Source organism: Levilinea saccharolytica (assembly GCF_001306035.1).
Taxonomy (GTDB): Bacteria; Chloroflexota; Anaerolineae; order Anaerolineales; family Anaerolineaceae; genus Levilinea; species Levilinea saccharolytica.
The window spans coordinates 60,653-81,195 of the sequence record NZ_LGCM01000038.1 but is presented as its reverse complement, the minus strand read 5'-3'; the positions used below and the strand labels follow the sequence as shown (position 1 = coordinate 81,195).

18 protein-coding genes and 1 tRNA gene are annotated in these 20,543 nt (G+C 63.2%); 2 read left to right on the top strand and 17 right to left on the bottom strand.

Features of this window, described 5'->3' with window-relative positions; translation table 11 throughout:
* The first annotated feature begins 12 nt into the window (after positions 1–12).
* Positions 13–861 carry a DNA-methyltransferase gene (locus ADN01_RS10735; protein ID WP_062419578.1) on the top strand — a complete coding sequence of 283 codons (849 nt, stop codon included), beginning with the start codon at positions 13–15 and terminating at the stop codon, positions 859–861.
* A gap of 106 nt (positions 862–967) precedes the next feature.
* Positions 968–1,678, top strand: coding sequence for a cysteine hydrolase family protein (locus ADN01_RS10730; RefSeq protein ID WP_062419579.1), 711 nt, complete (start codon positions 968–970; stop codon positions 1,676–1,678).
* A gap of 70 nt (positions 1,679–1,748) precedes the next feature.
* On the opposite strand, the gene recO is transcribed toward ADN01_RS10730, so the two are convergent.
* The 17 genes from recO to ADN01_RS10650 all read right to left on the bottom strand — a co-directional run bounded on the left by recO (position 1,749) and on the right by ADN01_RS10650 (position 20,541).
* Positions 1,749–2,513, bottom strand: coding sequence for a DNA repair protein RecO (gene recO / locus ADN01_RS10725; protein ID WP_062419580.1), 765 nt, complete (start codon positions 2,511–2,513; stop codon positions 1,749–1,751).
* Positions 2,514–2,531: 18 nt separating this feature from the next.
* The gene (gene cdd / locus ADN01_RS10720) at positions 2,532–2,948 is read right to left on the bottom strand and encodes a cytidine deaminase (protein WP_062419581.1); all 417 of its coding nucleotides are present in this window, start codon (positions 2,946–2,948) and stop codon (positions 2,532–2,534) included.
* The gene (locus ADN01_RS10715; protein WP_062419582.1) at positions 2,938–4,215 is read right to left on the bottom strand and encodes a hemolysin family protein; all 1,278 of its coding nucleotides are present in this window, start codon (positions 4,213–4,215) and stop codon (positions 2,938–2,940) included. The genes cdd and ADN01_RS10715 overlap by 11 nt, the downstream gene beginning before the upstream one ends.
* A complete protein-coding gene (gene glmU, locus ADN01_RS10710; protein ID WP_062419583.1) occupies positions 4,208–5,566 on the bottom strand; it encodes a bifunctional UDP-N-acetylglucosamine diphosphorylase/glucosamine-1-phosphate N-acetyltransferase GlmU in 1,359 nt (452 codons plus the stop codon). Before glmU ends, ADN01_RS10715 begins: the two co-directional genes overlap by 8 nt.
* Before the next feature lie 115 nt (positions 5,567–5,681).
* Positions 5,682–5,752 (bottom strand) — tRNA-Gln (locus ADN01_RS10705).
* A gap of 99 nt (positions 5,753–5,851) precedes the next feature.
* Complete coding sequence (locus tag ADN01_RS10700) at positions 5,852–6,964, bottom strand: response regulator (protein ID WP_062419584.1); 1,113 nt, start codon at positions 6,962–6,964, stop codon at positions 5,852–5,854.
* Between the two features lie 36 nt (positions 6,965–7,000).
* On the bottom strand, positions 7,001–8,032 hold the full coding sequence (locus tag ADN01_RS10695; protein ID WP_062419585.1) for an ABC transporter ATP-binding protein: 1,032 nt from the start codon (positions 8,030–8,032) through the stop codon (positions 7,001–7,003).
* Between the two features lie 269 nt (positions 8,033–8,301).
* The gene (locus ADN01_RS10690; RefSeq protein WP_062419586.1) at positions 8,302–10,272 is read right to left on the bottom strand and encodes a peptide ABC transporter substrate-binding protein; all 1,971 of its coding nucleotides are present in this window, start codon (positions 10,270–10,272) and stop codon (positions 8,302–8,304) included.
* 189 nt (positions 10,273–10,461) lie between these two features.
* Positions 10,462–11,217, bottom strand: coding sequence for a glutamine amidotransferase (locus ADN01_RS10685; RefSeq protein WP_062419587.1), 756 nt, complete (start codon positions 11,215–11,217; stop codon positions 10,462–10,464).
* 18 nt (positions 11,218–11,235) lie between these two features.
* A complete protein-coding gene (locus ADN01_RS10680; protein WP_160318413.1) occupies positions 11,236–12,339 on the bottom strand; it encodes a uroporphyrinogen decarboxylase family protein in 1,104 nt (367 codons plus the stop codon).
* A 17-nt stretch (positions 12,340–12,356) separates the two neighbouring features.
* Positions 12,357–13,718: an amidohydrolase family protein gene (locus ADN01_RS10675; protein ID WP_062419589.1), complete on the bottom strand. Its 1,362-nt coding sequence runs from the start codon at positions 13,716–13,718 to the stop codon at positions 12,357–12,359.
* Positions 13,719–13,751: 33 nt separating this feature from the next.
* The gene (locus tag ADN01_RS10670) at positions 13,752–14,921 is read right to left on the bottom strand and encodes an ABC transporter permease (RefSeq protein ID WP_082142954.1); all 1,170 of its coding nucleotides are present in this window, start codon (positions 14,919–14,921) and stop codon (positions 13,752–13,754) included.
* 29 nt (positions 14,922–14,950) lie between these two features.
* Complete coding sequence (gene rbsK, locus ADN01_RS10665) at positions 14,951–15,877, bottom strand: ribokinase (protein WP_062419591.1); 927 nt, start codon at positions 15,875–15,877, stop codon at positions 14,951–14,953.
* Entirely contained in the window at positions 15,874–17,643 is a 1,770-nt protein-coding gene (locus ADN01_RS10660; protein WP_062419592.1) for an adenine deaminase, read from the bottom strand. Before ADN01_RS10660 ends, rbsK begins: the two co-directional genes overlap by 4 nt.
* Before the next feature lie 15 nt (positions 17,644–17,658).
* Positions 17,659–18,021 (bottom strand): adenine deaminase C-terminal domain-containing protein, encoded by a 363-nt coding sequence (locus ADN01_RS19640; protein ID WP_160318412.1) that lies wholly within the window; start codon positions 18,019–18,021, stop codon positions 17,659–17,661.
* Positions 17,979–19,307 carry an amidohydrolase family protein gene (locus tag ADN01_RS10655; protein WP_062419594.1) on the bottom strand — a complete coding sequence of 443 codons (1,329 nt, stop codon included), beginning with the start codon at positions 19,305–19,307 and terminating at the stop codon, positions 17,979–17,981. Before ADN01_RS10655 ends, ADN01_RS19640 begins: the two co-directional genes overlap by 43 nt.
* On the bottom strand, positions 19,279–20,541 hold the full coding sequence (locus ADN01_RS10650) for an MFS transporter (protein WP_062419595.1): 1,263 nt from the start codon (positions 20,539–20,541) through the stop codon (positions 19,279–19,281). Before ADN01_RS10650 ends, ADN01_RS10655 begins: the two co-directional genes overlap by 29 nt.
* Positions 20,542–20,543 lie beyond the last annotated feature (2 nt).

Below are 20,543 nucleotides of genomic sequence, written 5' to 3'. Positions count from 1 at the left end.
TAAAATCAGGGCATGCCCAACCGCATCTACTTCGGCGATAATTTACCCATCCTGCGCTCCCTTCCGGCGGGCTGCGTGGACCTGATCTACATAGACCCTCCCTTTAATTCCGGCAAACAGCAGGCCCGCACCCAAATTCGCACCGTGCGCGACCCCCAGGGCGACCGTACCGGCTTTCAGGGCAGCACCTACCGCACCGAAACCCTGGCCACCCGCCAATACGCCGATTGGTTTGAGGATTACGAAAGTTTCATCCGCCCGCGCCTGGAAGAGGCGTACCGCCTGCTGGCCCCCCACGGCAGCCTGTATTTTCACATTGACTACCGCGAAGTGCATTACTGCAAAATCTGGCTGGATGCGCTCTTTGGGCGCGACTGTTTTCTGAACGAGATCATCTGGGCCTACGATTACGGCGGCAAGCCGAAAAACCGCTGGCCCGCCAAGCACGACAACATCCTCTTCTACGTCAAAGACCCGCAGCATTATACCTTCAACGTTGCAGATATTGACCGCGAACCCTATATGGCCCCCGGCTTGGTGGGGCCAGAAAAAGCCGCGCGCGGCAAGCTCCCCACGGATACCTGGTGGTACACCATCGTGGGAACCAACAGCAAAGAGCGCAACGGCTACCCCACCCAGAAGCCCCTGGGCGTCCTCAACCGCATTGTGCGCGCCTCATCCAACCCCGGCGACGTGGTCATGGATTTCTTCGCGGGCAGCGGCACCCTGGGCGAAAGCTGTTTGCAGTTGGGCCGGCAGTTCTGGCTGGTGGATAACAACCCCCAGGCCCTGGAAACGATGGCGCGGCGTTTTGCGCATGTGCCAGATATCGAATGGATTGGATTTTCCCCAACCCCTTGACAGGCCGATGCGGAATAGATATAATAGTGTAAGATTTACACAAAAGCGGGCAACCGCTTTTCTTTCACCCATCAATTTGTGTATTTTTTACACATAGGAGACCCCCATGACCAACTCGTCCCTTGCCGCCGGCGCCCAGCCCTTTCTGGATGACCTGCAAACCTGGCTCGAATCCCTCCCCAACCTACCGGTGAACGAGGCCCTGCCCCACCCCCAACGCGCTGCCGTCCTTTCGGTGGATGTGATCAGCGGCTTCTGCGAAAGCGGCAGCCTGGCCAGCCCGCGCGTGGGCCGCATTGTGCCCCCCATCGCCCAGTTGATGAGCGCCGTCTGGGATGCCGGACTGCGCCACATCGCCCTGCTGCAGGATACGCACGAAGAGAACGCGGTGGAATTTGGCGCCTGGCCGGCCCACTGCGTGCGCGGTTCGCACGAATCCGAAACGGTGGAAGCCCTGCGCCGCCTGCCCTTCTACCCGCACATGACCGTCCTGCCCAAAAATTCCATCCATCCCGCCCTCAATACCGGCCTGGATGCCTGGCTGGCCGAGCGGCCGGAACTGGATACCTTCATTGTGGTGGGCGACTGCACCGATTTGTGCACCTACCAGTTGGCCATGCACATCCGCCTGAGCGCCAACGCCTACCAGCGTCCCTGGCGAGTGATCATCCCTGCCGAATGTGTAGACACCTACGACCGACCCCTGGAAGACGCGCGCGCCCAGGGCGGCTGGGCGCACCCTGCCGATCTGCTGCACGCAGTGTTCTTGTATCACATGGCTCTGAACGGCATGGAAGTGGTGCGCGCCATTCGCTAGCGCTGCCCCCTAAGATAAACCGCGCTGGCGCGCAGGTTGGAGCTGTTTCCGGCCTGCGCGCTGGTTGTGTTTAAGCCCCGCGCCGCACCGTGCGCAAAAAGCCCGGAGTGTTCAGCGTGCGTTCCAATAAATAGGTGAAGTACGCCTGCATCACCCCCTCCATTTCGGCGTGCGAAGCCGCCGAAAAAGCCGCGCTGCGCACCTGGGCATACGTACTGCGCTGATAAAACCGCAGCATTTTCAGCGCCCGGCGCGAAAGCGGCCAAAGCCCCGGCTCCAGGCGGCCGCAGCGCGGGCAAAGCGCCCCGCCCTGTTGGGGTGAAAAGAACTGATCCTCGTCCTGAATAGGCTGGCGGCAGCGTACGCACTCGTATAATTCCGGGCGAAAGCCCAAAAGGTCTAACAAGCGCAGGTCATAAAAACGCAGCACCGTCTGCGGCGCATCTACGCTGGACAGGCGGTGCAGGCTTTCCACCAGCAGCTGGTACAGCCCCAGGTTTTGCCCCTCTTCATAGGTGAAGCGGTCCAACAGCTCCACCACATAGGCGGCGCTGGCCGTGCGCACCAGATCTTCGCGCAGCGGCAGATAGGCATCCACCGTCTCGGCCTGGGTCACAATCCAAAAATCGCGCCCGCGCGCCAACATCAAAGACACGCGCGTGAAGGGCTCCATGTGCCCGGCCTTGCGCGAATGCAGCTTGCGCGCACCCTTCACCACCGCGCGCAGCTTGCCCTGTTCGCGGGTGAAGAGGATCACCAGGCGGTCGGCCTCGCCCCAATCCGAATGGCGCAGTACCACCCCTTCGGTCCGCAGCGAGCGTTCGCGCTCAGCCATCCCGCCTCATTGCAGTCCCTATTCCAGACTGCTGGAATTAAACGCCCTCGGCAGCAAATCCGCCAGGCTGCATTCCGAAAGGATCTCCCCCTGAGCGTTGGCCATCATCACATGCAGGCCCAGGCCAAATTCAGACATCACCTGCCGGCAGGAGCCGCAAGGCGAACCGCCGTCCTCAGTCACCACGGCAATCGCCACGAAATCGCGTTCCCCTTCCGAGACCGCCTTAAAGACCGCCACGCGCTCTGCGCAGATCGTGGTGGGGTAAGCCGCATTTTCAATGTTCACGCCGTCATACAGCTTGCCCGAGGCGGTCAGCAGGGCCGCGCCTACCGGATAATGAGAATAGGGCACATAAGCCCACTGGCGCGCCTGTTTGGCTCGCTCAACCAGATCTTGTTTTTGTTCTGGGGTTAATTGTATTTCAGCCTTCATCCTGCCCATTCTCCTTTTTCTCTTCCGGGGGGTTCAAGCGCGCCCGCACCAGGCGGATGCGCCGTCCGCTGACCTGTTCCACCGTCAGCAGCCAGTTTTCCACCCGCACTTCCTCGCCGCCCACCGGCACACGGCCCACCTCACCGTAGATAAACCCGCCCAGGGTGTCGGCCACATCTTTCGTTAAATGCGTGCCCAACAGCTCGTTCACGTCTTCCAGGTCAATGCGCGCCGTGAACAGATACTCCTCCGGGCTGATGGTTTGGAACAGCAGTTCCTCACTCTGATCGTATTCGTCGCGGATTTCACCCACAATTTCCTCGACGATGTCTTCCATCGTCACAATCCCGGCCATACCCCCATACTCATCCACCACCACGGCCATGTGGGTGCTGCGGCCCTGCATCTCGCGCAGCAGTTCATCCACCTTTTTGGCTTCGGGGATGAAATAGGCCGGGCGCAGCAAGGAGCGCAGCGAAGTGCTCTGGTTGCCGTCCAATTGCAGCCGCAGCAGGTCTTTGGCGTACAGCAGGCCGATAATATTATCAATGGCTTCTTCATACACCGGCAGGCGCGAATGTCCCGAACGCATCACCGCCTCGATGGCCTCAGTGGGGGAAATATCCACATCCAGCGCAAACACATCAATGCGCGGCACCATAATCTCGCGCGTGAGCGTGTCGCCAAATTGAAAGATGGAATAGATCATGCGGCGTTCGCCCTGTTCCAGGCTGCCCTCCGCCTGGCCGACCTCTACCCAGTTGCGCAGTTCGTCATCCGTCACGCCGCTGCGCGCCCGCTGCCAGCTTTCGGGCGGGCCCAACAGGCGCATGTACACGGCCGTGAACGGGCGCAGAAGGATATCCATAGCCTCCGCGAAACCGCTCATGCGCATGGCCCAGCGCTCTGCTGACCGCAGGATGATGCCCTCCACGGCAAATTCCAACCCCAGCAGCAGCACGCCGCCCAAAAGCACCAGCCCCAACAGCAGCCAGGCGTTCATGCCCCCCGCCGCCAGGCTGGCCAGCAGCAGCACCCCCACCGCCGCCAGCAAAAAATGTGCCGCGGCCACCGAAGTGCGCAGCACGGCCGTGGTGTAAGGTTTTTCCAAGATCTTCAACGCACGGTCCCCCTGCGCGGGGTTCGAATCGCGCAGATTCAGCAGGTGCGGCAGGCGCGCATGGATAAAGCTGGCGCGCAGCACCGCAAACAACAAATCCACCGCCAAAAGCAGGGCAAACAGAAGCCAGAGCGTATCGCTATTCACCGTCTTTCTCTTTCAATTTCCGCAAAACGCGCGCCGGAACCCCCGCCACCAGGGTGTCTTCCGGCACATCCCGTGTAATCACCGCCCCGGCCCCGCTGCGTGAGCGGTCGCCAATCTTCACCGGAGCCACCAGCATGGTATCCGAGCCAATGAAGACCTCATCCCCAATCTCGGTGGGGTGCTTGTGCACGCCGTCATAGTTGCAGGTGATCGTGCCCGCCCCAATGTTCACGTTTTGGCCGATGGTGGCGTTGCCAATGTAGGAGAAATGCCCCATCTTGGTTCCCGGCCCCAGATAGGAGTCTTTCACCTCGCCAAAATTGCCCATGTGCACGTGCGAAGCCAGGTGTGCACCCTTGCGCAATCGGCAAAACGGCCCCATCTCCACATGGTCTTCCAACACGGCCTTTTCCAACACGGAGGCCAACACCTTACAGTCGTTGCCCACCACGGCGTCTTCCAGAATGGAATTGGGGCCAATTACGCAGCCGCTGCCGATGACGGTCTTGCCGCGCAGATACGTGTTGGGCTGCACAACGGTATCCTGCCCAATCTGCACGTCCGGGCCAATGTAGGTGCAGGTCGGGTCCACCAGGGTCACCCCCGCCAGCATCCAATCCGTGTTAATCCGCCGCCGCAGCACGGCCTCGGCCTCGGCCAGATGCACACGGGTGTTGATCCCCAAAGCCTCTTCGTTGTCGCTGATGGTCAGCGCCAGCACCGGCAGGCCCTCATCTACCGCGATGCCCACCGTGTCGGTGACGTAATATTCACCCTTAGGCGAAAGCGGCACGCGGTGTAAGGCCGGCCACAGCCAATCGGCGCGAAAGCAATACGCCCCCACGTTGTATTCGCGGATGGCCAACTGCTCCGGTGTGCATTGAGCCTCTTCCACAATCGCCCGCACGGAGCCGTCCGGCGCGCGCACAATGCGGCCAAAGCCGTGGGAATCCTCAGCGGTCATGGTCAGCATGGTGATCGGGCCGGGGTTTTGGCGTTGAGTTTCCACCAGGCGGCGCAAGGTCTCATGCCGCAGCAGGGGCATATCCGCGCTGGTCACCAACACCAGGTCCCCTTGTCCCGCCGCCAGGCCTTCGGCGGTCAGCACCGCGTGTCCGGTTCCCAGGCGCTCGGCTTGCAGCACAAAGCGGGCGGCTTCTCCGACGGTCTTGCGTACTTCCTCAGCGCCGTGACCAATCACCACAATGGGGGCTTCCTCACTCAATCCTTCCACCGCGCGCAGAGCATACTGCACCATCGGCTTGCCGCCCAAAGGGTGCAGCACCTTGGGCAAATTGGAGCGCATACGCGTTCCTTGCCCTGCCGCCAGGATGATGGAAATTGTTTTCATAAAGACGCTCCTGAATCCAAGATCAAACGATCTGGGGGTTAACACAAGCGAGCCCTGAGCTGCCCTGTAGGCAGCGCAAGGCCCGTTGGTGGGCTAGCAGCCGGTGTAACCATAGCTGGGGCGCCTGGACTCGAACCAAGATCCACAGATCCAAAGTCTGGTGTGCTGCCATTGCACCACGCCCCAAAGTAACTTTGTACAGGCGCACCCATTTTAACACAGAATTGCGGAATCGGGCAAACAAAGCTGGAAACAAGCGAAAAATCAGCAGAGGCAGGCTGGGTTTCAGGGCTGTTCAGGCGGTTCATCCGGCGCCAGTCCCAACTGGCGAGCCTGATCATACGAAAGCACGTCCGGCGGCAGCGGCGCGGCGTCGCCCCCCTGGGCCGCCGATTCCCAAAACGAGTCCAGGTCGCCCGCGGGGGCCGCTGCTGCGGAGGGCTTTTCCAACAGGTCCAGCAGGTCGCCCACCTCTTCCAGGTTCAGCGACAGCGCCTCCAGGTTCAAGTCGGGCTGCTCTGCCGCCTGGGCCTCGCCCCCTTCGGCGGGCAGGCTCATTTCGGGCTGCTGCTGCCAATGGATACCCATGCGCGTCAGCGCCTCGGCAAGGTCCTTCTGCGCCGCCAACACTTCTTCCAGCGCCAGCGCCAGGCGCAAAGCCGAGCGTCCCGCGGGCAGCACCAGCAGCAAAGCGTAGGTTCCAATCGCCCCCACCACCAGGTCGCGGCTGGCCCCGCGCAGCACCTGCACCGGCGCGGGTTGGGCAGCTTCCATCCAGCGGCCCAACCGTCCCGCCGCGCTGAGGGCCGACATCACCAAGGCCGCGGTCTCTTTTTCAAACTCCTCCGGAAGCGGGCTGCCGCTGTGGGCTGCCACCCGGCCAAAATCATCCAACAGGGCCACCACCTCGGCCCCCAGGGTCTGGCGCAGCTCGGCCACCCGCTGTGAAAGCCCCGGCTCCGCGGGCGGCTCCAGTACCACCAGCTCAGGCACAGCCTCTGCGGCGGGGCTTTCGGTTGGTGCGGTGGGCTGTTCGCCGCCCAATACCTGCTCCACCACAGAAAGGAAAGTGCCCATATCCATCGGCTTGCGGAAAAAGGCCGTCACCCCCAGCTTTTCGGCCTGGCGCTTCACCTTTTCATCCGTCAATCCGGTGACCAAAATGGTGCCGATCTCGGGGTTGCGCGCGCGAATCTTGGGAATCAGGTCCAGGCCCGATATCCCCGGCAGGCGCACATCGCTGATTAACAAATCCACGCTGGTCCGCGCCGCTTCGAGCAAGGCTTCTTCGGCAGAAGGGACCAGCGTGATTTTCAAGTCGGTATAGACGGCTTGCAGTGTGTCGCGAACCATGCGGCCAAATTCAAGGGAATCATCCACAATGGTGACGCGTTTCATAAGCAAACCTCAAATCGGTGTAGGTGCGCCAAAACCTCAGGCGCTTTTCTTCAACGGCGCGCGGTGATCTTCGCCGTGATCGGTGTACAGCCAGCAGCGGGCCAAATGCCCGGGCTTGATCTCGTGCAGCTCCGGCTCCACCTCGGTGCAAATATTCAACCCGTATTTTTCACGCAGACGGCAGCGCGAGGCAAAGCGGCATCCCGCCGGCAGGTTAATCAGGTTCGGAACCGAGCCGGGGATCACATCCAGGCGGTTGGTCACCTTGCCCAGCACGGGGATGGAACCCAGCAGGCCCTGGGTATAGGGGTGCAGCGGCTCGTCAAAGATGGTCTGCACCACGGCCTGTTCCACCACCCGCCCGGCGTACATCACCGCCACCCGATCTGCCATTTCGGCGATCACCCCCAGATCGTGGGTGATCAGAATCACAGCGGTGTTGAATTTCTCGCGCAGGCCGCGCATCAAATCCAAAATTTGCGCCTGAATGGTCACATCCAGGGCCGTGGTGGGCTCATCCGCAATCAGCAGGCGCGGCTGCAGCGCCAGAGCCATGGCGATCATCACGCGCTGGGCCTGCCCGCCGGACATTTCGTGCGGGAAGGAGAACACCTTTTTCTTCGAATCGGGAATGCCCACCATCTGGAACAGCTCCACCGCTCGTTCCCAGGAACCTTCCTTCTTCATCTTCTCGTGAATCTGGAACACCTCCGCCACCTGGTCACCGGTCATGTACACCGGGTTCAGGCTGGATTGGGGCTGCTGGAAGATCATGGAGATGCGGTTGCCGCGCATTTCCACCATTTCATCTTCCGGCATTTTCAGCAGGTCGCGGCCCTCAAACAGAATTTGACCGCCGACGATCTTGCCAGGGCGGCCCACCAGGCGCAAGATTGAAAAAGAGGTGACGCTCTTACCGCACCCCGATTCCCCCACCAGCCCCAGCACTTCGCCAGGGTACACTTCAAAATCCACACCATCCACGGCCTTAACCACGCCGTCATCGGTGTAGAAATATGTTTTCAGATCACGAACTTCCAGCAGGGGTTGTTTTGCGGATTCTGCCACGGTGAACCTCACAAGAGAGAATGGGGTGGGGAGGAATCAAGCCCAATAATAAAAACCATCAGCCTGTAAGGCGGTTCTGCCCGGCCTGACAGGGTATCGCAAACGTGGGGTTGATTCCAATGGGCAAGGGCTGTGCAAAAGCAAACAGCCTAAAGTTTTATAGCACAAGATAGGGTGAGTGTCAATTGATTTTTCAACAAAAAACAATCCAAAAAAATACCGCCCAGCAGTCTGCCTGGGCGGTTGAATTCAGATTCATGAGAAGGCGGCTAGGGCTGCGCCGGGCAGGTCTCGCCAAAATCTAAGGCTTCCAGGTTCCACAAGGCGCTGCGCGCACTCACATCCAGATCAAACTGGCACAAATCTGGGCGCGAGACAGCCATTTTCAGGCGGTAATACAGCGGGATCACGGGCAAATCCTGGGCGAACTGGCGTTCGGCCGCCTGCAGCTTGTCCTTGGCCGCCGCATCCAGGCCCACAACAGCCCCGCGCGCCGCGCCGCAGGCCGCATCATACGCTGGGCTGGAGAACCCGCCCACATTGACCCCCAGCCAGTTATTGGCCGCGGAAGGGATCTGGCTGCTTTCAAACAGGCTGCACACCGCGGCCTGCGCGCCCACATCCCAGGAGAACTGGGCCAGGTCGAAGCGCCGCCCAAACAGCGTCCCCTCTGGCCCAGGCGCATAGAGCGCATCCGTCCCCAAGGTCTGCAAGGTCACCTGCACGCCGCACTGCGCCAAAGACTGCACCAGTTTTTGGGCCGCCGCCTGGCGCACGGGCGCCTGGGTGGTCACATAGTTCAGCGTCAGCGGCGTGCCCTCGGGCACATTGGCCAACCCCAAAGCCACGCGGGGCGTGGCCGGGTCGCCGTCCAGGTCTTTCCAACCCGCCTCTTCCAGCAGCTGGCTGCCGCGGGCCGGGTCGAAAGGCAGAGCGGTCAGGTCCGCCGCGGCCCAGGGGTGGCTGGCGGGCAAATACCCCGCCGGAACGCTGGTTTGACCCAAGAAAACAGAATCCACAATCCCCTGGCGGTCCAGGCAGTAAGTCAGCGCCTGGCGCACGCGCCCGTCGCCGAAGAAATCCGCACGGTCTCCGCCCCAGGGGGAGTAGCCGTCATCATAGGCGGCCGGCAGAATGCCCAGCGAGAGCATTTCCCATTCCGGCCCCTGGCCCAGATAGACTTTCAGCTTGCCGTCGCGCTGCATCTCCAGCACCTGTTCCAGCTGCTCATCCAGCAGGGAGGTCTGATCCACCAGGTCGCATTCGCCCGCCTGCAGCGCCGCCAGGTTATTATCCAGCGGCTGGCCCAGGAAGCGGAACACCAGGGTGTCGAAATGCGGCAGCCCTTCGGCAGCGCGGAAATAGTTGGGGTTGCGCGTCAGGGTGATGTGATCCCCCGCCGCCCATTCCTGCACAACATACGGGCCCCAGCCCAGGGGCTGGCGGCTGGCAGCTTCCTGTGTGGGCAAATCCGCCGCGGCGAACTGGCCCCAGGCGTGCTGGGGCAGCGGCAGCCAGAAACGCGTTTCAAGGCGCGCGGGCAGCTCGCCGGGGATACCCACCCACTGCACGGTTAAGTCATTCAGGGCGGTATAGGTGAAGGTGCGGTTGACCGCCCGCTTGGAAACCGGCGTGGCCGGGTCAGCGGAGAGCTGATACGAATACACCGAATCCGCCGCCTTCAGAGGCGTGCCGTCCGACCACAGCAGGTCGGGCAGCAGTTTGAACTGCAAGGTGAGCTGATCCATCTCCAGGGGCGCCGCGCCGTCCCACACCTGAGCGCATTCCGGGGTGCGGCAGCCCGCCGGCAGCACCTTCACGCCCGCCGCCAATACCGTCACCTCGCCGCTGGCGTCCACCACCACATCCCCGGCCTGCACCGCGGCCTTTTTCAGCACCGCGCCGCCGTTCTCGGCCGTGGGCAAATCAGACAGAATCACCGGCACGGCCTCAAAGGCGCGCGTGTCCACCGGGCCGTCATACACCGCTTCCAACACCGACCAGGTGCTGCGCGCGGAACTGCCGTAGGGGTAAAGGGTGGTGGGTTCCTGACCCAGGCAAACCACCAGAGAGCGCGGCTGAGGGGTGGGGGAAGGCGAAGGGATGGGGGTCGGCTGCACGGGGGGCGCAGCCGGGGTAGGAGAAGCCGCCGCCGGGGCAGACGCAGGCTGGCAGGCGCTGAGCACCAAAACCGCCGTCATCGCCAGCCACAGGGCGGGGCGCAGTCGACCAGAATTCATAACAAACACTCCTCTCAAAATCGGCGCTGCGCCGCAAAAAACGGCTCAGCGCGCCAGACAATCTGCATATTATAACCCGGATATGAGCAACTTTCCCCGCTTCCTTCTGGCCGCCCGTCTCCATAAAAAGAGGCTCCCCTCCCGGACTGTCGGGAGGGGAGCAGAGGAGAGGAGAGAATTGGCAAAGGGTTAAATTTTTCCGGCCAGCCACTGCGCCAACTGGTTCCAAAAGGCGCGGTAATAGGCCCAATTGACAAATTCCATCGGCGCCCAATGCGGCGAGCAGTCCGAAGCAAAGGCCGCCGTGCGCCCCTGCCCCACCTTGCGCACCGCCAGGAAGGGATCCCCCTGACATTCCAAAATCACCTCGCCCTCGGCGGGCATCAGGCGGTTATATCCCAAAAAGTGCGGCCACTCCGCCGGAATCCCATCCAGAATGGGGTGCGCCTGCACCGCCCGCGGCGTCGTGCCTTCCGGCGTTTCCATGCGGTCGTCGAAGCCGAACATCTTCACCGGCAAAATCTCAGCCAGCGGCGAAAAGTGATAGTTAGCCTTGCCCTGAATGCCGGAGAAGGACATATATCCGCCGATCATCAAAAAGCCGCCGCCCGCCTGAACATATTCCGCAATATGCCGCAGCCGGTTGGGTGTGCGCTGCCCGCGCAGAAACGTATCCGGGTGCAGCAGCAGCGTATCCGCAGGGATATCGCTGAGCATGACCACATCGTAGGTACTCAGCTCTTTCACCGTCATGGGGAAATGCTCCCCCGCCAGGTGATTGGGCAAATAGGTCACCTCGTGCCCCGCCGCAGCGAAGGCTTCGCGCAGGGGCGCCCAGCCTTCTTCGTAATAGCCCGTCTCAAAGCTGGAAAAGCCCTTCATGTGCATCCCGTGAGACATCCAGGACTCACCAGCAAACAAAATACGCAGTTTTGCAGTGGACATACGCTCCTCCAAAATTTGTTATGCGTGCGAATGGCGCGGCGTGCGGTACATCGCCAGGATATTTTCGGTGGGGGTATCGTTTTGAATGTAGTGCGAGGGGGCCAAAATGTAACCCCCGCCCGCGCCCAACACCTCGCAGCGCGAGCGCACCTCATCCGCCACCGCCTGGGGCGTACCTTTGGGCAGCGTGTTCTGAATATCCACCCCGCCGTGGAAGCTGACCGCAGCGCCGTGTTCCGCCTTGATCCTGCCCATGTCCATGCCCTTGGCGGCAGGCTGCAGCGGGTTCAGCACATCAATGCCCAGTTCCTGAATCAGCGCGCCCATGATGGTGAACACCGCCCCGCAGGAATGGTACATGTGCTTCACCGGCGCGGCGTGCAGCACGCGGTTCAGGCGCTGGTGATGGGGCAGAATGCTGCGCCGCCACATGGCCGGGGAAAGCAGCAGCCCCTGCTGGTGGGCGATGTCGTCCCAGGTGTAGACCATATCCACGCGCCCATCCGTGGCTTCCATCACCCGCTGAAAATTGCCAATGTAGAGGTCGGTCATGCGCTCCATGATGGCCGCGGGCACTTCCGGGTTTTCCACCAGGTCGGAGAGGAAGCGTTCAAAGCCCAGCAGCCCCCACGAGCGCTCAAAAATGCCGCCCAAGTCGTAACAAATGAAGTAATCGTCCTCGCGGTCCAGATCGGCCAGCTCCGCCGCCAAGTTCGAAGGGTCCCAATAAGTCGGCTGAGGCCAATCCCAATCGTACACATCCTGAGCCGAGCGCGCAAAGGCCAGCGGATACCCCGCATATTCCGAATAGCTGCCGTAATCGTGCTGATGGCTGCGCCGCAGGTGGCCGTAGGCGTCCTGCACCACACCGCCGGGCAGCTCCTTCACCGGCCCCACGTATTGGGGGAAGACCCAGCGCGCATCCACCCGGAACTGGCGCAGAATTTCGCGGCGGGTCAGGCCCAAATGCGCCGATAGACGCTGCCACACCTCCGGCACCGCCCACAAATCCGCCGGAACCCGGTCGGTTTCCTGGTGGGCCAGCGCCGCCAGCACGCGCTCGCGCGGTTTCATCTCGCCGTAGGGCAAATCCTGCCACAGTTCGGGGGATAGAGCAGTCATGGGGGTTTCCTCCAGGGTCATTCCGGCAGGCTGCTGGGGCGGTCTTTCCACAGCCAGGCCAAATCGGTCTCTTTTCGAATGGCGCGGCTCAGCAGGCCGCGGCCGGCATCTTCCACCTCGCGGATGAGGGTATCCTCGTCCAGGCGCAGCAGCCGCCCGCCCTGCACCACGATTTCACCGTTGACGATGACCGTGTCCACATCCCGGCCGGTGCAGCAGTACACCAGATTATCCAGCAGCAGGTAGTTGGGCGCGGTGTGCAGCCCGTGAATATTGACCAGGATCACATCCGCCAGATAGCCGGGCATCAGCGCGCCCAGTTGGCCGCCCATGCCGATGGCCTCGGCCCCATCCACGGTGCACATTTCCAGAATTTTGAGGGAAGGCATGGCCTGAGCGTCGCCGCTGAGCTGTTTCTGCGAAGCCCCGGCGATGCGCATCTCGCCCCATTGATCCATGACGTTATTGGTGGTCACGCAGTCTGTTCCCAACAGCACCTTTGCGCCGCGGGTGAGCATTTTCCAGGCGCTGGCCGGGCGGCCGTTCAGGGCGTGGCCCATGGGCGTGTACAGCGGGCGGGTTCCCGTGCGCGCCAGGATGTCAATTTCGTCGTCGTCAATGAAGATACAGTGCGCCGCCAGCACATCCGGCCCCAAAAAGCCGATGCGCTCCAGATATTTCACGCAAGTGGTGCCCTGCGTTTCCAACACATATTCGCGCTCGCGCATAGACTGGGCCAGATGCAGGTGCAGCCCCACCTGGTGGCGCGTGGCCGCCTCGCGCAGCAGCAGCAGCCATTCCATCGAGACCGTATCGCTGGCATGCGGGGCCAGCCAGGGCGTCACCAGCGCATGGCGGCCTTTCCAATCCTGCACAAATTGCAGCCCGGCGTTCAGCTCTTTTTCGCCGGTGATCGGCCCCAGGCGGCTCATGATGGTGTGTCCGATGACCGCGCGCACGCCCACCGCGGTGGTGGCGCGCGCCACCTGTTCGGCGAAGAAGTAATGATCCACCACCGTGGTCGAACCGCCCTTCAGCGCCTCGCCCGCCCCCGCCAGCGCGCCCACATAGGCTTCCTCGGCGGTCAACGAAGATTCCACCGGCCACATGATGCGGTACAGCCCATCTGAAAAGGCCAGAGTCAGCCCCTTCTGCACGCTCATGGCCACATGCGTGTGCGCGTTGATCAGTCCGGGCAAAACCGCCTTCCCCGCGGCGTCGATGCGCTGCGCCTGGGGGTAGCGCAGGCGCAGTTCCTCGCGCGGGCCAAGCGCCGCGATGCGGCTGCCTTCAATCGCCAGGCTGGCGTCGTACAGAATCTCGCGGCCGGGGTTCATGGTCACAATCACCCCATTTTCAATCAACCACTGTTCGTTCAATGCGCCCTCCTTTAAAAAGTCTGCAAAAGCCCGCTAGCGGCGGCCGGTTAAAAAGCGCCCGCCCAAATTTTCCGCATCCCCACTGCCAGAGCCGGTGAAGAAACGGCGCATACTGGGCACGGCGGCAAACAGGAACAGCATCTGCACCAAAATATCAATCAAAGGGCGCGGGACAGAGGTGAACCAACCCGCGTTCATGGCCCCCGCCTCCAGCCCGCCGTAGAGCAAAGAGGCCAGCATCCCGCCGAAGAACGAATTACCGCCCACCAACGCCAACACGATCCCGCGGTTGCCCACCGATGACAGGGTGCCCATCGAGAGCTTGTGCCAGGTTCCCAACACCTCGGTGGCCCCGGCCATGCCCGCGATGGCCCCGCTCAGGATCATGGTCAAAAAGAACATGCGGTTGGCGCGAATGCCCGCGAATTCCGACAGGGAAAAGCTGAAGCGCGTCATGCGAATTTCGTAGCCCGTTTTCGAGCGGCGCATCCAATAGCCCAGGATCAGCACCACCATCACCGCCGCCAAGATGCCCACATTGGCCTTGGTGCCCTCGCCGATCCCGCCCAGGGGCAGGTCGGCAAAATGCGCCAGGGTGGATTCAACCGGCAGCCCGCGCGAAGCCGCCCCCTGCGCCGCGCGCAGCGCCGGAAAAGCGAAGATGATCGAGCTGAGCAGGGGTGGAATGAGCAGATTGGCGATCATACCGGTGATGACCTCGCTCACGCCCGAAAAACGCTTGAACAGGGCCGGGATCAGGGCCGCCGCGCCGCCGCCCAAGCCGCACAGCAGGAAGATCAGCGGAATGCGCACCAGCGCCGGCATCCATTCGGGCATCAGCACACCCGCCAGCCCGGCCACGCTCAGCCCCACGGCAAACTGCCCGTCCAGGCCCATGTTGATGGCCCCGCCCTGAAAGGCCAGCCCCGCCGCCGCCGCGGCCAAAATTAACGGCGTGGCCCGCTGCACGGCGATCATCAGCCCCAGCGGGGTGAAGTAGGCCTGCTCGATCAGGTTGGCGTACACCTCCAGGGGGTTTTCACCCACCCACAGGATCAACACCGAACCCAAAGCCAGCCCCAACAGCAGCGCAGCCGCCAACTGAAAGCCGTAACGCAAACCGGAACTGCGCCGCAGTGCCTGCATGAGGCGCATGCTCAAGCTCGTACCGGTATCTTTCTCCAATGTCAGCTCTTTTGCCATGTCCGCGCGCCCTATCCGCGTCCCGGGTCTTAGCCGTCTTTTTGCGTCAAAAAGCTTTCCACTGCCTCGCGCCGCGGCATGGCCGGGGCTGTGCCGCGCTGGGTCACTTGCAGCGCCGCCGCCGTATTGGCAAAGGCCACCGCCGCCGCCAGATCTTTGCCCTCACCCAAAGCCACCGCCAGCGCGCCGTTAAAGGCGTCTCCTGCGCCGGTGGTATCCACCACCTCTACCTTGCGTCCGGGCACGTGCATGAAGCCCCCGGCCCCGCTCGCCAGTGCGCCCTTCGCCCCCAGGGTGATCACCGGGGTGCGCACACCCTGGGCCGTCAGCCAGCGCGCAGCCGCCTCAGCCCCAACCACGTCCGCCACCGGCAGCCCCGAAATTAGCTGTGCCTCGCTCTCATTGGGGGTCAAATAATCCACATGCGCCAGAAGGTCTGCCGAAAGCGGCTGGGCAGGCGCCGGGTTCAGCAGCACCGTCACCCCGGCCGCATGCGCCAGCGCGGCGGTGTAGGCCACGGTTTCCATGGGAATTTCCAATTGCAGCAGGACGATATCCGCGCCGGTGATCACATCCCGCACGCCGTCAATATCTGCCGGGGTCAGTTGGGCGTTGGCCCCGCTGGCCACTACGATCATGTTCTCGCCCTGCTGATCCACCACAATGAAGGCCACGCCGGTGTGAGTGTCCGCGGTGCGGATCACCCCGCGGGTGTCAATGCCCTCCTGGACCAAGTTCTCCAGGGCCTGATCGCCGTAGTAATCCTGTCCCAGCTTGACCACCATGCTGACCTGCGCGCCCAGGCGCGCCGCCGCCACCGCCTGGTTGGCGCCCTTCCCGCCCGGCCCGGTGTAATACGGCCCGCCCAGAATGGTCTCGCCGGGGGCCGGCATGCGCGGGGTGAAGACGGTCAAATCGGTATTGAAGCTGCCTACCACTGCAATTTTCGGTTTCATCTTGCCTCCTGGTTTGTCGTTTCTTCATCCAAGAACTCAAACGCCGGGATGAAGGTCTGCCGCTGCACATCCACAAGTCCGCGGTCGGTGGGTCGAAAAGCCGGCACCACCGGCAAAGGCAGCGAGGTCAGCAGCTTTATGGGCTGATCGCTCACCCCCAAATCGCCCGCCGCGGCGCAGAACTGAGCAAATTCTACCGCGATTTCGGCCACCGGCCGGTCGGCCAGAATGCCGGCCACGGGCAAAGCCGCCAAAGCCAGCACCTGCCCGCCGCACACCGCCGCGTAGCCCCCGCCCGCCTCGCGCAGGGCGTTGGCCGCCGCGGCCATGTCGGCTGGGTCGCGGCCCACCACCACCAGATTATGCGCATCATGGGCGTAGGTGGTGGCCAAAGCCCCTCGCTGCAAGCCGCAGCCCTCCAGCAGCACGCTGGCGTGATCCTGGGTGCGCCCGTGGCGGTGCCACACGGAGACCAGAGCCAGATCGGCCTGGTCCTGCCACCCCACCTGCCCAGCCTGCACCGGCAGCAGGCGTTCATTCAGTTCCCGCCCGCGCTGCGCCAACACGCGCGCCCGCGCCCGGCTGCCGCGCCCGACTACCGCAAAATCCTCCGCCGAAAGCGGCGGCACATGCACCGAGTGCAGCGCCAACTCCGGCATGTCATACGCGCTGACGCTGGGTACCAGCATCTGCCCGCCGCGCGCCGCCCAGCGGCCGTCCACCATCGTGGCCGCCACGTGAAAAGCGTTCAAATCGTCAATCAGGAGGATGTCCGCCTTGCGGCCGGGGGCGATCAGCCCCAGATCGTATTGACGCAGACGGCGGGCCGGCAGCAGCGTGGCTGCGCGCACCGCCTCAGCCGCGGGCATGCCCAGTTGGATCGCACGCCGCACGCCCTGATCCAGATGCCCGGCGCTGATCAATTCCTGCGGCGGAATGTCATCCGTCACAAACACCACCGCGTCCAACGGCCCGCCCATGCGCCAGGCCTCCACCGCGGCGGGGATGGTATCGCGCGCCTGGCAGCAGCAGATCTCCACCGTCATGCCCAGGCGGCTGCGGGCCAAAATTCCGGCGGCGTCCAGCTGTTCGTGGTCCGAATCGATCCCCGCCGCCAGATAGGTGTTCAGCTCGCGCCCGCCCAGTTGGCGGATGTGGCCGGTCATCAGCGCGCCGCGCGCCCGTCCCACCTTCACAATCTCGGTCACGCGCGGCTTCTGGCGGATCACCCCCCAAAAGTCCATCACCTCCGCCAAGCCAATCACATCCGGCTCGTCCAGCAGCGCGTCAATCTCGGCCGCGCCGAACTCGGCCCCCGAAGTCTCCATCCCCGGCACCGAGGGCACGCAGGTGGAAGCCAGGGTGAGAACGCGCAGCGGCAGCCCCACCGCCGCCCGGCGCATGGCGTGAACCCCCTCCAGGCCCAGCACATTGGCCATCTCATGCGGGTCCTGAGCCACACAGGTGACGCCGCGCGGCAGCACCGCATCGGCGAAATGCCGGGGGGTGGCGTGGGTGCTTTCAATGTGCATGTGGGCGTCAATCAGCCCTGGGGTCAGCCAGCAGCCGCGGGCATCCACCACCTGTGCGCCCTGCACGGCCGCATCCTCTGCGCCGGTGACGTACGCAATGGTATCCTCGCAAATGCCCACCGTGGCAGGGTAAATCTCGCGGGTGAGCACATTCACCAGCAGCCCGCCGGTGATGACCACATCCGCCGGGGCTTCTCCCAAAGCCGCCTGAAGCAGCCGTTCATAGTTGGCCATGCCCGCCTCCTCGGCTTATGCCCACAAAGGCACCCGCTCCTGGCGCGTCACGTCCACCAGGCCCAAATCGGTGAAGCCGTAATCCGGGATCACCGGCAGCGCCATCGCAAAAATCGGACCCAGAGGCTGCGGGTATTCCATGCCCCCTGCCCGCATGGCGTCGTTCAGCAGCCCCATGCGCGCCACCATCTCCTCCAGCCCCCAGGGGCTCATCAGGCCGCCAATCGGCAAGGGCAGCTCGGCCGTCACGCGCCCATCGCGGGCATAGGCAATGCCCCCGCCCGCCGCCGCCACAGCCCCCGCCGCCGCAGCCATATCCTCCGCGCTGCGGCCCATCACCACCAGATTGTGACAGTCGTGGGCCACCGTGCTGGCCACCGCCCCCGCCCGCAGCACCAGGCCGCGCGCGTTTCCAGGCTGCGCTGCAAACTGGGCGACACCACCAGCACATGCACCTGCTCCTCCGTCCGCCCGGGGCGGGCCGCCAGCAGGAAATCCTCGCGGCAGGGAGGGTGCGGCAGATGCACGGTATTCTCGCTCTCCAAAGGGTGCGGCTGGGCCGGGCGCAGATCCATCAACATCTTGCCCTGACGGGCCGTCAACTGGCCGCCGCAGAACACCTCGTCCGGCACAAAGGCCGTCAAATCCGGCACGAGGACGATATCCGCCGCCTTGCCGGGGGCCAGCGCGCCCAAATGATGCAGGCGGTGGCGCAGCGCGCCCTGCAAAGACCCGGCGCAAACGGCCTGAACCGGCGTCATCCCGCCCGCAATCCCCAAACGCACCACGCGGTCCACATGGCCGTGCCGCGCCAGGTCTTCGGGGAAAATGTCATCCGTGCACAGCACCAGGTTGGACGGAAGCGCCCCCAATTGCCGCACAATGCCGCCCACCGCCGTCATGCTCTCCAAAAAACTGGAAACGCGCCCCTCCACGGTCATGCCCGCGCGCAGCTTCTGCCACAATTCTTCCGCCGTATAGGATTCATGATCCGAGCTTATGCCCGCGATCAGATAGGCCGAAAGGGCCTCATTCAGCATCCCTGGAGCGTGGCCGCTGATGGGCACGCCCTTTTCCAGCGCCGCCCCCACCACCCCGCTCATCAGCGCGTCCTGTTGGATCACGCCCACATAATTCATCACCTCGGCCAGGCCGATCACCCGCTCCCAGGTGAGCATCTCGCGGATTTCCGCCGGGCCAAAGGCCGCCCCTGCCGTCTCCAGGCCGGGAACCGCCGGAACGCAGGAGGGCGCCTGTGCATACACCCGCAGCGGCAAATCGGCGGTGGCCTCCAGCATGTAGCGCACCCCGCGCAGCCCAACCACATTGGCGATCTCGTGCGGATCCACCACCACGGTGGTCGTCCCCCGCGGGATCACCGCCTCGGCAAAGGCCGCCGGAGACATCATGCTGCTTTCAATATGCACATGCGAATCCACCAGCCCCGGCAGGGCATACTGACCGCGCCCATCGTAGCGCCGCGCCGCCGACCCCGCAAAGCAGCCCGGCGGCCCCACATGCGCAATCATGCCTTCAAAGATGCCGATCTCTGCCGGGTACACCTCCTGGGTGTAAACATTGACCAGCTGAATGTTTTCCAGCACCCAATCCAACGGCCGCAGACCGCGCGCGGCCTCAACCTGCCTTTGTCTGGCTGACTGCATACGCCGCCTCCTGTTGGTTCAGCCGGGTTTCCATACGCTGGAAGAAAAGCTGGTTGACCAGCCCGGCCATAATAACCGCACCCGCCGCCCAAAACAGCGGGCTGGTGTAATCCGAACGGGCCATAGACCAACCCACCAGGGGCGCCGCCACGGCGTTGCCCAGCCAGTAGGTCACGTTCAGCCAGGCCGAGGCCGCCGTTTTGGCCTTCTCGGTGGCGGCCCGCATGGCAAAGGCAAAAGACAGCGGCTGCGACATCTGGAACATGGACATCATCATCCAGTAGGCTGCCGCGCCCAGCAAAGGGTTGGCGGTGAAGGCAAACAACACCAGGAACAGGCTGATGCCCATGCGGATGGCCGTCACCACCGGCACCGACCCCCAGCGGCGCGCCAACAGCGGGGCCAGGCTGACCGCCGTCATGGTGAACAGCACCGTCACCGCCGAGACCGAGCCGAAGAACTCGCGCGTTCCGCCCAGATGATAAATGAAGTACAGGTTCATGAACGGGGTGAGCATCCCCAAAGACAGCCCCACAAACAGGGAAACCAGCGCCTGCTTAACCGTGAAGGCGTCCATACCCCATAAATAAGGCTTCAGGCTGATTTTGCGGTCGTGGGCGGAGGGCAAATCCTGCATGCGCAGGCACGGCAGCACCGCCAGCACCGCCAACGCCCCCGACACATACAGGGTCAGGCGGTAAGCCGTCAGCAGGTCCAGGTTTAGGGCTGAGAAAAAATTGGGCATAAAGCCCGCCGCCAACGCGCCCACCGACATGGACAGGCTGAAAATCAGGCTGTTCAGGCTGTACACCTGGGTGCGTTCTTCGGTGGTGGTGTTGGCCGCCAAAAAGGACAGCCGCACCACAAAATCGCCAGCCAAAGCCAGCCCGCCCAAAAAGGCAGCGGCCGAGATCAGCCCCACGCTGCCGGTGGAAACCTGCGCCAGCCGCGCCAGGCCGGAGATGCCGTAAATCAGCACAAAAACCTTGCGAAAGCCAATCACCTCCGCCAAAAAACCGACGGGGATGGAGCCCAGCGCCTGCGCCAACGGGCTGGCGCTGAGGATGCCGCCCAACACGTCCGCGGAGATGCCCATTTCCAGGATATACAAATTAAACACCACCAGGAAGATGCCCTGAGATAACCCGTTGAGCAAGTTAGCGGTAAAGCTCAGCCTAACGTTGCGGTTGAAGCGGAAGAAGCTGCCAAAATAGGTGGTGATGCCGCTCATCATCT